The sequence below is a fragment of the Pseudomaricurvus hydrocarbonicus genome, assembly GCF_011602365.1.
GTDB classification, from domain to species: Bacteria; Pseudomonadota; Gammaproteobacteria; order Pseudomonadales; family Cellvibrionaceae; genus Pseudomaricurvus; species Pseudomaricurvus hydrocarbonicus.
Genome location: NZ_JAAONZ010000027.1, coordinates 24,242 through 36,482 on the forward strand (window position 1 = coordinate 24,242; position 12,241 = coordinate 36,482).

Genomic DNA, 12,241 nt, shown 5'->3' on the forward strand with positions numbered 1-12,241 from the left:
CGTGGGGTTCATGCCTGTATTTTTCCAACAACAAAATTTCGATGTGATATAGACCGAGGAGATCATGAATATAAAACAGATTGGGCGCGGATTGATCGCGACACTGGTGTTGCCCACGCTGGTATGGGCGGGCGAGTTTGAGCCCGGCGAGGAAATTATCACTCAGGTGGTGGCGATGGGTATCCAGCCACCCACAATCGCGCCGCCGCGGGGGGAAGAGAGCGCAGGTCCTTACCAGCGTCTGGTGATCCAGAACGCCAACATCATTGATGGTGCCGGCGCGCCGGCGCAGGGACCGGTCACCATCGTCATCGAGAACGACCGCATCGTCGATTTGCGCGGTGGTGGTACCGGTTCCATGCCCGTAAGTGACAAGCAGTATGGTGACAATACCCGAGTGATCGATGCGACGGGCAAATATGTGTTGCCGGGTTTTATTGATGCCCATGCGCACCTGGGGACACCCAGTCACGGTCTTACCGGGGCGCTGACCAGCCCTGAGTATGTCAACAAATTGTGGTTGGCCCATGGTGTCACCACCATTCGTGAGCCGGGAGCCTTTATGGGCCTGGAGTGGACTCTGAAGCACAAACAGCTCAGCGATGCGGGGAACATTTCCGCCCCGCGCATGAAGGTGCATGCCTTGCTGCCCGAGAATATGAGCTCCGCGGACGCGGCGCGCAAATGGGTGCGAGCGGTGCATAAAAAGGGCGCCGATGGCATCAAGTTTTTGGGTGCTGCTCCGGATGTCATTGCCGCGGCCCTTGATGAAGCGCACAAGCTGAACATGAAAACCATGTTTCATCATTCCCAGGTGACGGTGTCCCGGATGAACGCGCTGGACACTGCCCGACAGGGGCTTGACAGCATGGAGCACTGGTACGGGCTGCCCGAAGCCATGTTTCGTGATAAGCGCGTGCAGCAATACCCCAGCGATTACAACTACAACGATGAGCAGGATCGTTTCGCCGAGGCGGGGCGTTTGTGGACGCAAACCGCCAGTCCAGGCTCGGACGTCTGGCAGGCGACCATTGATGAAATGGTTAATTTGGATTTTACCCTGGATCCGACCATGACCATCTACGAAGCCAATCGTGACCTGATGCGGGCACGACAAGCGGAATGGATGGATGACTACGCCATGCCCTACATCAATCGCGCCTTTCAGCCCAACCCCCACATGCACGGCTCTTTTCATTTTGACTGGACCACCGAAGACGAAGTGGCCTGGAAAGAAAATTACCGCTTGTGGATGCAGTTCCTCAATGACTACAAAAATGCCGGTGGCCGCGTGACCACGGGTTCCGACTCCGGTTTTATTTATGGCCTCTATGGGTTTGGGTATATCCGTGAACTGGAACTGTTGCAGGAAGCGGGTTTCCACCCGCTGGAAGTGATTCAGGCGGCCACGTTAAACGGTGCTGAACTGTTGGGGATTGCCGAGGAAACCGGTTCTATCCAGATCGGCAAAAAAGCAGATTTGGTGATTGTGAATGAAAACCCGCTGACCAATTTCAAGGTGCTCTACGGCACGGGCCACCTGAAACTCAACCGCGATACCCATCAGCTGGAACGCACTCAGGGTATTGTGTACACGATCAAAGATGGCATGGTGTTTGATGCCAAACGGATGCTGCAACAGGTGCGCGACATGGTAGCAGAGCGCCAGGCGCTTGAAGCGGATATGGCAGTTCGCAAACCATGATGACTCGTTTGCAATCTTATCTGGTTCTGCAGGTTGTTTACCTACTGGCTGCGATTGGTTATAACTTGTGTGGTATCTGGTTGCAGTCGGCTACGGGGCGGGGGTTGTATGAAGGTTCCGCCTACGTCACCAACATCTTGTCTTTGCTGGTGTTGGTGCCCGTCTTACTGCTGGGTTATGCCCGGCAGTACCGCGGGTATGCCCTAGGCAATACGGCCTTGATGCTGTTGCTGGTCTATGGCGGTGTTCTTCCACACCTGATGCGGTACATGGAAGATAGCCTGCTGGGCTACCGGTCCTTCGGGACATGGTCAGCAGCCATTGCTATCAATGGGTTTGGTGTTGTGATTGGATTGTTGGGCAGTTATGCCGCTTGGCAGCAGGCGTCCAAAGCCAATACATCGTCAAACTAAAAGCGTCTTTAAAGTAAATACACTCGTAAATCAGGTCAGTCCCTATGCTCGTAAACAACAGTGCCACCGTGATCACCTTGGGCGGTTACCTTCTCTTGATGTTAAGTATCGGGGTTTACGCCTCTCGTCGCACCAACAATGCCGCCGATTATTTTCTCGGGGGTCGATCGCTGGGGCCCTGGCCATCGGCGTTGTCAGCCGGCGCTTCCGATATGAGTGGCTGGTTGCTGCTGGGGCTGCCCGGCTACGCCTATCTGGCCGGCATTGAAGCCTTCTGGTTAGCGGGCGGGTTGTTGCTGGGCACCTATTGCAACTGGTTGTTCCTGGCCAAACGTCTGCGGGTCTACAGCGTCTGTGCCAATGAATCGCTCACCTTGCCCGAATTTTTTGCCAACCGCTTTGACGGGGACAACAAACATCTGCGCCTGATCTCCTCGGTTTTTATTGTGTTGTTCTACCTGTTTTACACCAGCGCTGGTCTGGTGGCCGGGGGCAAGTTGTTTGAGACAGTGTTCGGTATGGATTATCAGTGGGCGGTGATTCTCGGTACGGCTTTTGTGGTCGGCTACACCTTTTTGGGGGGGTATCTAGCCGTCTCCTGGACCGACCTGGTGCAGGGCTTGCTGATGGCGGCGGCGTTGGTCTATGTGCCCGTGGTGGCCTTGCAGGCCGTGGGTGGCGCCGGCGAGGCGGTTCATCTGCTGGAAACACTCAATCCGCATTTCTTGACCCTGTGGCACGATGCCAAGGGGGCGCCCTTGTCGGCCATTGCGGTCATCTCACTGGTGGGCTGGGGGTTGGGCTATTTCGGTCAGCCTCACATTCTGGCGCGATTCAAAGGCATCCGTTCTGCCGAGGACATGCCCATGGCCCGTCGCATTGCGGTCGGTTGGACGCTGCTGTCCATGCTGGGGGCGTTGGGCGTGGGGTTGATTGGCCTCGTGTATGTGGAAACCCATATGCCGGCGGGTATCGACGATGCGGAGAAAATCTTTATGGTGATGGTTAATGCACTGTTTCATCCGCTCATCGCCGGGATTTTGTTGGCGGCTATTCTGGCGGCCATCATGAGTACGGCGGATTCCCAGTTGCTGGTGTCCTCGTCCTCGTTTGCCGAAGACATCTACCATGCGGTGTTGCGTCGCGATGCCGGAGAAAAAGAAGTGGTCATCACCGCCAGGCTGGCTGTGCTCGGGGTGTCGCTGGTTGCGCTGGCCCTGGCGATGAACCCGGACAGCAGCGTGCTGGGGCTGGTGGCTTATGCCTGGGCCGGCTTTGGCGCCGCTTTTGGGCCGGCGTTATTGTTGTCACTGTACTGGAAGCGCATGAATCGTTTTGGTGCCTTGGCCGGTATCATCGTCGGTGGTGCTACCGTGGTGATCTGGAAGCAGCTCGAAGGTGGCTGGTTCGATTTGTATGAGCTGGTGCCTGGTTTTTTCGCAGCTGCACTGGCGGTTATTGTGGTGTCATTACTGACACGCGCACCGTCAGCGGCGACTCAACAAACCTTTGACGAGGTAGAACAGCTGTTGCAGTAGGGGGCTGAACCCGCACCGCTGCTGGAAGTCCGCTAAAGCGGCAAACCACGGTCACTTTTCACCGGCTCGATCACCACGTAAGTGTGTGTCTGGGCCACGCCGGGCAGCCCCACCAGCTGCCCGAGCACATCCCGATACGATTCCATGCCGCTGATGCGCAGTTTCACCAGATAATCAAAGCCGCCGGCTACCATGTGACACTCAGCCACATGCGGGATATCCACCAGTTTTTCCTTGAACAAATCGAACACATCGCCAGTGGTGCGATCCAGCGTGACCTGAATAAACGCGGTCATGTTCTGCCCCAGTTTGGCGGCATTCAAGCGAGCGCAATAGCCCTCAATATAGCCTTCACTTTCTAATCGACGCACTCGTTCCAGGCAGGGGCTGGGTGACAGGTTGACGGCTTTGGCCAGGTCCACATTGGACATACGGCCATCGTTTTGAAGGGCTTTGAGGATGGCGATGTCAATCCGGTCCAGCGGTTTGTTTTTGTCGTTTTTCATCGGGTCTCTCCACTTTGCTTAGATCCTGAAAGTTTCATTTTTTGCAGAATAATATTCTGCATTATAGCGAATAACGCCAAAATATTTTGCAGTAATATCCCTATAATCCAGGACATATGACTTATTTTATTTGGGGTTCTCAGCATGCTTACCACTCAACCATTACCCACGGGCAATGCCCTGATCCAAACCATGCGTGACGACTATCGCCAGGACGAAAATCGGGTGGCGCAGCGCTTATTGCCTGTGGCGGATACCGGTTCGGTGGGCCGGGTTCGGGCCTGGCAAAAAGCCCGTCAACTGGTGGAAGGCATTCGCGCGGCCCAGGTGGGCAAAGGGGGCGTCGATGCGTTGCTGAACGAATTTTCCCTATCGACGGAAGAAGGGGTGGTGTTGATGTGTCTGGCCGAAGCGCTGCTGCGCGTGCCGGACAAATTCACCATCGATGAATTGATTCGCGATAAGTTATCGGCCGGCAACTGGTCCGCCCACCTCGGCAACAGCGCTTCCTTGTTTGTCAACGCATCTGCCTGGGGATTGTTGCTGACCGGCAAACTGGTGAATTACAGCGGTCAACGCAAAGATGAGGCCGAACGGCAAAAGTTGGGCACGCTCAAATCCATGTTGGGTCGCATGGGTGAGCCGGTGATTCGCTCGGCCATTCGCCAGGCCATGCAGATTATGGGGTCGCAGTTTGTGATGGGCGAGACCATTGGCCGGGCCATCCGTCGCGCCACGGTTCAAGAGCACAAGGGCTACCGATATTCTTACGACATGCTGGGCGAAGGTGCGCGCACCATGGCCGATGCCGAGCGTTACTTCAACAGTTATCGCCAGGCCATTGACGCCATCGGGCAGGCGGCGCAGGGGCGTGGCCCAATCGCCAGCCCGGGCATTTCGATTAAGTTATCGGCGCTGCATCCACGTTATGATTTTGCACATCGCCAGCGGGTGATGGAAGAACTCGTGCCGCGCGTGACAATGCTGGCACTGCAAGCGCAGCGTTATGACATTGGCTTTACCATTGATGCCGAAGAAGCCGACCGCCTGGAATTGTCACTGGAGGTGATTGCCGCTGTGTTTCGCGCTCCTGAGTTGGCCGGCTGGAAGGGTTTTGGCCTGGCGGTTCAGGCCTATCAGAAGCGGGCGCTGCTGGTGGTCGACTGGGTCGCGCAACTGGCCCGCGAACAAGGTCGGCCGATGATGGTGCGACTGGTCAAAGGCGCCTACTGGGATTCTGAAATCAAATGGAGTCAGGAGGGCGGTTTCGAAGACTATCCGGTGTTCACCCGCAAGCCCACCACCGACCTGAGTTATCAGGCCTGTGCCAAGCGCCTGCTGGCGTATCGCGACTGCCTTTACCCGCAGTTTGCCACCCACAACGCCTATACCGTGGCGACCATTCTGGAGCTGGATGATCAGTGTGAGCAAGCCTCCCGTCAGGGCTTTGAATTCCAGCGTCTGCACGGCATGGGCGACGCCCTCTACGATCAGGTTCTGGCGGAGGAAGGTGTCAGCTGTCGTATCTATGCGCCGGTGGGCGAGCACGCCGACCTGTTGGCCTACCTGGTGCGTCGGTTGTTGGAAAACGGCGCCAACAGTTCGTTTGTGAATAACATTGTCGATGCCTCGGTGTCGATTGACAGTCTGTTGCAGGACCCGGTCGAAACCGTCAGCGCCTGGTCGTGCGTCCGTCATCCAGGGATTCCATTGCCCCGTGACCTCTACAAGGGGGCTGCTAGTGAAGCCGGTCAGCGTGCCAATTCCGAAGGGTTGGATCTGACCCATGTGAGTACTCTGGAACCTTTGCAGCGCGATATGCTGGCGCACTGGCAGCAGCTTCAACAGGGTGTGAGCGAAAACAGGGAACTGGCTGCGGCGGTTGCCATTACCAATCCCGCTAACGTTGAGGAAGTGGTGGGGCAGCTGGTGTATGACACCCCTGAAGACATGTTGCACAAGCTCGAGCGTGCACAGCAGGCTCAACCCCTTTGGTCCCAAACCCCCGTGGCTGCGCGTGCAAAATTGTTGCGCGATCTGGCCGATCAGCTGCAACACAACGCTGCGCTGTTGATGACCTTGTGCTGTAAGGAAGCGGGTAAGACGCTGGCTGATGGGGTGGCCGAAGTGCGTGAAGCCATCGACTTTTGTCGTTACTACGCCGATCAGGCTGAGCGTTTGCATCAAGACCCTGCCCTGCAGGCGCGCGGTGTGATCTTGTGCATCAGCCCGTGGAATTTCCCGCTGGCGATTTTTCTGGGCCAGGTGACGGCGGCCATGGTGACCGGCAATACCGTGTTGGCCAAGCCGGCGGAACAAACCAGTCTGGTGGCGATGGCTGCCTTGCGATTGATGCACGCCGCCGGGATGCCGCAGGGGGTGGTGGAACTGATCGTGTCACCGGGTAAACCGGTGGGAGAGCTGTTGCTGCCGGATGCGCGTATCCGGGGCGTGATGTTCACCGGCTCCACCGCAACCGGTGCCTGGTTGAACCAGGCACTGGCCCAGCGCGATGAGGTGGATCTGCCGCTGATCGCCGAAACCGGCGGACAAAATGCCATGATCGTTGACTCAACCGCATTGCCCGAGCAGGTGGTGGATGATGTGGTCATGTCCGGCTTCCAAAGTGCCGGCCAGCGCTGTTCTGCCTTGCGGGTACTGTTTGTGCAGGAAGACGTCGCGCCGAAAATTATTCACATGGTCCAGGGCGCGATGCAGGAATTGAGCATTGGTGACCCCGCTTTACTGAGTACCGATGTGGGGCCGGTGATTGATGCCCGTGCACTGGCGCGTCTGCAGGCCCATCGGGACTATCTGAGCGGTTGTGGCGAACGAGCCAAGCTGTTGTACGCGTGCGAGCTGCCGGAAGCGTGTTCGGGGGGACTGTTTTTTGCCCCCCACTTTTATGAAATCAGTGATCTGTCGGTGTTGAAGCAGGAAGTCTTCGGTCCTGTGGTGCATCTGATCACGTTTAAGGCCAGTGAACTGGATCAGGTTATTGAGCAGATTAATGCCACTGGCTTCGGTCTGACCCTGGGGGTTCACAGCCGCATTCAAACGGTGTGTGAACGTGTGGCGAAGCGTGCGAAAGTGGGCAACGTCTACATCAATCGCAACATGATTGGGGCCATTGTCGGTGTGCAACCGTTCGGTGGCCATGGCTTGTCAGGCACTGGCCCGAAAGCCGGTGGTCCTCTGTATTTACGACGGCTGGTGACTGCTGTTGAGGATCAGACTTCACAGCCGGTGCTGGTAAGGAATACAGTGGAGCTGGCCGAGGCCGCAGCGGACGCAACTTCCTGGCCAGAGCTGGCAAGCTGGTCAGCGTCCAGTGCGGAGCAGCGCTGTGCGGTGGTGAAAACCTTTTTGAGTGAGTTGGTGTGTCAATCTTCCCTGGTGCTGCCGCTGGATACGTTGCTGACTGCGACGCAGCAGTTGTTGCGGCAGGCACGCTCGCAATTGTTTGAGGCGGTAACCTTGCCAGGCCCCACCGGTGAACGCAATCAATGGTTGCTGGAAGCTCGCGGTCTGTTGGCGCTCTTCTGTGATGACGCTGAAAGTGTTGATCAGCAGCTGCTGAAGTTGCTGGCGACGGTGTTGTCGGGCAACCGCCTGGTGGTGGTCGCCGACGCGGGTCAGCTTGAGCCGATGCAAGAGATTGTTCGCTTGCTGGAGCATTCCGGTCTGCCGGAATCGGTCATCCGTGTGCGTAGCCTGGCCCATGCACAGGCGGTGTTGATGGACAGTCGTTTGCAGGGGGTACTGGCTGCAGTCGGTTCACCGCTAACACCTGGCCTGCGTCAAACGCTGGCCAAACACGAGGGTGCCATACTGCCGTTGTTGCTGGAAGCACCGGCCGCGGGACTGCTGTTGCGTTTGGTGGTGGAGAAGTCCATCAGTACCGACACCACCGCGGCGGGCGGCAACACCTCACTGATCACCATGGATGATCGTCAGCAGAGGCAGGGGGAACTGCGGGTTTCCTGAGACTGAATCGGCAAAGGGGGCTGTCTTCTGCTTGTCTGTCAATATGACCAGGCAATCCGGGCAGTCATGACGCCAGCACCTAAAGACAGGCCTTTTACCCCAGCGGGCGTTTTTGAATGGATCTTCAGGGGGAGGATTTCTGTGCTGTGGTCTCATCCGCCACTTGGCGGATCGTTGCCGCAGTGAGCTCACTGAGCTGGTAAAACAGTTCACTGTAAGCACTTGCAATGGTTTCCGCCTGGGTATTGTCCAGTGCTGTGCTGAATTGCGAAATACGACGACGCACGCTGGTCTCGTCGGTAGCGCGCAGGAGTACCCATTCGACCACCAGGTTTGCGTGGGTTGCGGTGGCTTCCAGCTCCAGCACTTGCACTTTTAATGCATAATCCGGTGGCAATCTAGGGTTCCAGGGGTAGCTGCGAACGTCCTGGGTTTGCAGCAGACCAGCCAGATTAAGAGAGAGCACTCGATTAATTCCGGCTTCCAACGGCTCAGCCCAGCGATTTTCCTTGACGAAGTCCAGTCGATTGCCGCCTTGCGACGTCGCCAGAACATTCGTTTGCAGATACTCAGGCACTCGGATTGGACCAATACCGATCGACATGGAGCTACTGCTTGAAGGCGGCAGTGCGTGGGCGCGGAGGATGTAGTAATTGCTGGGTGGGGTGGTGCCACAGCTTGCGAGTAGCGAAACCAGAAGAACAGCTGTCAGGCTTATGCGCAGGGTGGAGTGCATTTTTATTCCTCGCCTTTTCTGCCACGCAGCAGTGATTCGGGGTTTTCTTCCAGGGTGCGTACCAGATCTTTGAAGGCTCGGCCAGCTTCACCCAGTTCCTTCAGTGTTCGGTTAAGTTCATAGACTGTGGTGGAATCGTAATCCACCAAGCCATTGAAATTCTTAAGGCCGGTCTCGAAGCTACTGATCGCTTGCTCCAGCTGCTTGAGGTTTTGTCGAATGAGTTGTGCCACCTGTAGCAGTTCGGTATTGGCCAGCTCGACAGTGTTATTAGTATCTTCCAGTAATTTGTCCAATCGAGAGCCGGTGCTGTCAACTTGCGTTTGCAGTTTGTCACTGAGTTGCTGCACCGAGTTGATGGACGCCGTTAATTGTGCTGGCAGCTTCTGGAAATCTTCGTTGCCCACAAAAGACGCAACGCTTGAGGCGATGCTCTCCATATCCGTGGCCAGCTTCACCAGGTCAAACGATTCCAGTTCCTGGGTCAGGCGCTCCAGGTCAGTGGGGATGGTGGGTATCTGTTGATAGGGCGAATGGATGTTGACCAGGTTGAGGGCCTTTTCCGGGTGAAAATCCAACTGCACGTACAAGAGGCCGGTGAGAAGGCTCTGGGTGTTGAGTTGCGCACGCAGACCGCGCGCAATCATTTCATCCAGCAGGTCCTCGCGGACGTCTCCGGTCCGGCGAATATTTTCCCCGCTGACTTCAGCCACGACCAGCATAATCAGTTTGGCGGTTTCGGATTCCAGTTGCAGTTCGATGTCGGTGACCTGGCCAATCTGAACACCGCGCAATGTCACTGGTGCGCCGAGGTTCAGGCCTTTGACCGAACCCTCGAAGATCATTATGACTTTCTCGCGGTCTTCACCAAAGCCTGTGCCGACCGCAAATTTTATGATGGTGATGGCGATCAGCAGGGCACCCACGATAAACATACCCATGGTGAAGTGACTGTTTTTTTCACTCATGTGTGCTCCTTGGCCGGATGGCTGGCTGTCCGGGTCAAAAATTGCCGGACTATGGCTTGGTCGCTGTGGTCGCGCAGGTGTTTGGGGTCGCCGTAGGCGATCATGGTTTTTGAGTCAGCGTCAAGATACACCGAGTTGGTGGCGATGCTGAAAATGCTGGGTAATTCATGAGTCACCATCACCACGGTGGCCCCGATTGAGGCTTGTAATTGCTGAATCAATTCATCCAACAGGCTTGAACTGATGGGATCCAGTCCCGCGGAGGGCTCGTCAAAAAACAGGATGTCAGGTTCCAGTGCAATAGCGCGGGCCAGGGCGGCGCGTTTACGCATCCCGCCACTGATTTCAGAGGGGTAGAAATGCTGGTAACCGTCCAGGCCTACCAGGGCGAGTTTGTAGGCGATGATGTCGGCCCGGTCAGAGGCCGAGTAGTCGGTGTACAGTTGCAGCGGCAATTCGATATTTTCGGCCAGACTCATGGCGCTAAAGAGTCCACCGCTTTGGTAGGTAATGCCCCAGCCCCGGCGCATGCTATCGCGCCGTTCAGGAGTGGCGTGCACAAAACTTTCTCCGGCGTACAGAATATCGCCCTGGCTGGGTTCAATCAGGCCGAGCAAATGTTTGAGAAGGGTGCTTTTGCCGCAGCCGCTACCACCCATAATGACAAAAATATCACCATGATTGATGTCAAACGTCAGATCCCGCTGGATGACTCTGGAGCCATAAGCCATGGTCAGGTCGCGTACGGAAATGTGTGCGTCGGTCATCAGATCCCCGCTTGCTGGAACAGGATGTTGATCGCGGCGTCAGCGATGATCAAGTAGACAATGCCGGTGACCACGGCTTCGGTGGTGGCTTTGCCCACGGCGGCAGAGCTGCGTCCGCAGTTAATGCCAGCCCGGCAGCCGGCCACCGCAATGAGCAAGCCGAACACCACACTTTTTAACAGGCCGACATTCAGATGCGCCAGTGTCATTGCGTCCTTACCCTCATTGAAAAACAACAGTGGGGCAATTCCCATGCCTCCCGCCACAATACCCCCGCCGATGATGCAGAGCAGATTGGCATACAAGGTGAGCAGGGGCATCATCACCACCAGTGCCAGAATGCGCGGTATTACCAGAAACTCCACCGGGGAAATGCCCATGGTGACAATTGCGTCTATCTCCTCATTGGTTTGCATGGTGCCCAGTTGAGCGGCGAATGAGGCGCCAGTACGCCCAGCCATGACCACCGCCGTCATCAGCACACCCATTTCACGCAGGGTGCCAATGACGACGAGGTCGGCGACATAAATCTCGGCACCGAACTGGCTCAATTGCTCCGCCCCCAGGTAGGCCAGAATCATGCCCACCAGTACGCTGGTGAGGCTGATGATGGCGAAGGCATCGGGCCCGGCCTGATGGCAGAAGCCGAGAAAATCGCTGAAGCGCGTATGCGCCCTAAACGTGACAACCTGCCAGAGGGCGATTGTCAGTTCACCCGTAAATTCCAGCGATTCCCTGACGGTTTTATGCAGGTGGCGCAGGGGTCGGTGGAAGTTGAACGTGGCATACCAGGGCTGGGGGACTGAGCTCAAAGGTGCCTGGGCGGGAACCGCAGTAGCGATTTGAAGCAGGCTTTTGGCCGTGGCAGGCAGGGCGCGGCTGTGGAAGCTGATGTGTTGATCACGACACAAGTTAAAACACTGCAGCAGGAAGGCCACGAGTATGGAATCCCAGGCACCCAGCGCAGCGCCGTCCACGACCATTGCCTTAGGCCCCAGTTTTTTTAAGTCGTGCTGCAACTTATCAAAACCCGGGTGGGCCTGCCCCTGAACCCAGTCGCCGGAAAGCACCAGAACAGCGCCGTCTTGTTGGTCTGTCAGTAACTCAAATAGAGGGGACGTTGACGTCATGGGCATTGACGGCTTCATGCAGTAGCGGTGTCCTTGCAGGATATGAAGGGCTTCAGGGTAAGGAGAACCCCCAGGCTTTCGATAGTGACGATATGGGCAAAGCGTTCGTGAGTTAATAGACGCACTCACCAAAGCATAGCAGTCGCCTGAAGTTTCATCCACGCGGCTGGAACTCATCACATTGGCCAGAAAGACAAGAGTTTAGAGTCACAATTTAAGGGGAGATTAAGAGCTTTGAGAGGCAATACTGGCTGCCATCGTAAGATTAAATTAATGATCAACGGTCAGCGCAATGTCAGCCTGATCTTTTTTGTGATTGGCTTGGTCGGACTGTCGAGTTAGCTGCTAGGCTTCAGGGGTGGAATTTTTATGAATAAAGGAACTCATGGAACAGGCAAGCAGGAGTGTCAAAAAGAGCAAAGTCGAATCTACGGTTTCAAGAGCCGCTTATCCGTAAAGGGATCTGCTTTGTTCATCAACACCTGACTCCA

The 12,241-nt window shown here is 56.2% G+C and carries 9 protein-coding genes; 4 read left to right on the forward strand and 5 right to left on the reverse strand.

Features of this window, described 5'->3' with window-relative positions:
- Positions 1-64 precede the first annotated feature (64 nt).
- From G8770_RS22245 to putP, 3 genes are read left to right on the forward strand one after another with little or no spacing between them, the layout of a single operon-like run.
- Positions 65-1,705 (forward strand): amidohydrolase family protein, encoded by a 1,641-nt coding sequence (locus G8770_RS22245; RefSeq protein ID WP_167192131.1) that lies wholly within the window; start codon positions 65-67, stop codon positions 1,703-1,705.
- The gene (locus G8770_RS22250) at positions 1,702-2,118 is read left to right on the forward strand and encodes a hypothetical protein (protein WP_167192133.1); all 417 of its coding nucleotides are present in this window, start codon (positions 1,702-1,704) and stop codon (positions 2,116-2,118) included. The genes G8770_RS22245 and G8770_RS22250 overlap by 4 nt, the downstream gene beginning before the upstream one ends.
- 44 nt (positions 2,119-2,162) lie before the next feature.
- Positions 2,163-3,656, forward strand: a complete 1,494-nt coding sequence (gene putP / locus G8770_RS22255) for a sodium/proline symporter PutP (protein ID WP_167192135.1) — start codon at positions 2,163-2,165, stop codon at positions 3,654-3,656.
- Positions 3,657-3,688: 32 nt separating this feature from the next.
- Here the strand turns inward: putP and G8770_RS22260 are convergent, their stop codons facing one another.
- Positions 3,689-4,162: a winged helix-turn-helix transcriptional regulator gene (locus G8770_RS22260; protein ID WP_167192137.1), complete on the reverse strand. Its 474-nt coding sequence runs from the start codon at positions 4,160-4,162 to the stop codon at positions 3,689-3,691.
- 144 nt (positions 4,163-4,306) lie between these two features.
- Between G8770_RS22260 and putA the strand changes: the two genes are divergently transcribed.
- The gene (putA, locus tag G8770_RS22265) at positions 4,307-8,149 is read left to right on the forward strand and encodes a bifunctional proline dehydrogenase/L-glutamate gamma-semialdehyde dehydrogenase PutA (RefSeq protein ID WP_167192139.1); all 3,843 of its coding nucleotides are present in this window, start codon (positions 4,307-4,309) and stop codon (positions 8,147-8,149) included.
- Positions 8,150-8,273: 124 nt separating this feature from the next.
- On the opposite strand, the gene G8770_RS22270 is transcribed toward putA, so the two are convergent.
- From G8770_RS22270 to G8770_RS22285, 4 genes are read right to left on the reverse strand one after another with little or no spacing between them, the layout of a single operon-like run.
- On the reverse strand, positions 8,274-8,885 hold the full coding sequence (locus G8770_RS22270; RefSeq protein WP_167192141.1) for a PqiC family protein: 612 nt from the start codon (positions 8,883-8,885) through the stop codon (positions 8,274-8,276).
- A gap of 2 nt (positions 8,886-8,887) precedes the next feature.
- Positions 8,888-9,853 (reverse strand): MlaD family protein, encoded by a 966-nt coding sequence (locus G8770_RS22275; protein WP_167192143.1) that lies wholly within the window; start codon positions 9,851-9,853, stop codon positions 8,888-8,890.
- Positions 9,850-10,620, reverse strand: a complete 771-nt coding sequence (locus tag G8770_RS22280; RefSeq protein WP_167192145.1) for an ABC transporter ATP-binding protein — start codon at positions 10,618-10,620, stop codon at positions 9,850-9,852. The genes G8770_RS22275 and G8770_RS22280 overlap by 4 nt, the downstream gene beginning before the upstream one ends.
- Positions 10,620-11,768 carry an ABC transporter permease gene (locus G8770_RS22285; RefSeq protein ID WP_208022460.1) on the reverse strand — a complete coding sequence of 383 codons (1,149 nt, stop codon included), beginning with the start codon at positions 11,766-11,768 and terminating at the stop codon, positions 10,620-10,622. The genes G8770_RS22280 and G8770_RS22285 overlap by 1 nt, the downstream gene beginning before the upstream one ends.
- Positions 11,769-12,241: the final 473 nt, after the last annotated feature.